Consider the following 875-nt stretch of genomic DNA (forward strand, 5'->3'; position numbering starts at 1 on the left):
AATGCTTCAAGACGTTACTCCTGCGCATAAGGGACTTGCACCCTCTAGATGAATTAGTTATCTTTCGATAAATTAAAAATGCCCATGCTGGGCACACACAAAACCTAAACGTAATGCGGAGTTTTGGGTTAAATCGAATGGTCTACGTATATTTATGAAGTCGCTAAATCTTATGGATTTAGCTTTAGAGCAAAAAAGAAAAAGCAAAACAATAAGCTCTAGCTTCGTGCGTAGACGGAAACGAAAAGTTTCCTTGCCCCCGCACTACGCTTAGCTAAACCGTTGTGCTTAATTTACTACCCTCAAAAGTAATGTGAATGAAACTGGAATACAGAACGAAAAGATATTGGTATAATTTAATTTTAACTCCATTGTTCGTAACTCTTTTGACATATATCTATCTGGAAAAAATAATAGTTTTCGATATCAATGATTTAACCTCTGTATTTTGGATTTTTTTACTAAGCTTATTCGGAATCATTGGAATAAAAGATTTCTTTCATATGGTTTTTGGCAGCTTAAAAATTGAAGTAAGAAATCGAGAACTTTTTATTGAATATCATAATGGATTTTATACCAAAAAGCAGGGTTTTGAATTAAGAAAAATTGAAAATCTAGAAATCGATTACAATATCGCAAATGGATACAGTTGGAATTTTGGTGGTCTAATATTTGGAGACACTGATAATCAAATTCTTAAATTTAAGTACAACGGAAAAAAGAAAATCATAGGAAAAAGAATAAATGAATTTGACGCTAATGTATTGATGAAAAAAATAGTGGAAATAAAAAACTAAGCACAATCGAGTAGACGGCTCTCCCCATAATTGAGGAGAGTGCGCCTCTCACACCACCGTACGTACGGGTCTCGTATA

The 875-nt window shown here is 33.5% G+C and carries 1 protein-coding gene; it reads left to right on the plus strand.

The features are described from left to right. Positions 1 to 317 precede the first annotated feature (317 nt). Complete coding sequence (locus Q0820_RS16895; RefSeq protein ID WP_298489469.1) at positions 318 to 797, plus strand: hypothetical protein; 480 nt, start codon at positions 318 to 320, stop codon at positions 795 to 797. Positions 798 to 875 lie beyond the last annotated feature (78 nt).

This window comes from uncultured Maribacter sp., from assembly GCF_947495965.1.
Classification (GTDB): Bacteria; Bacteroidota; Bacteroidia; order Flavobacteriales; family Flavobacteriaceae; genus Maribacter_B.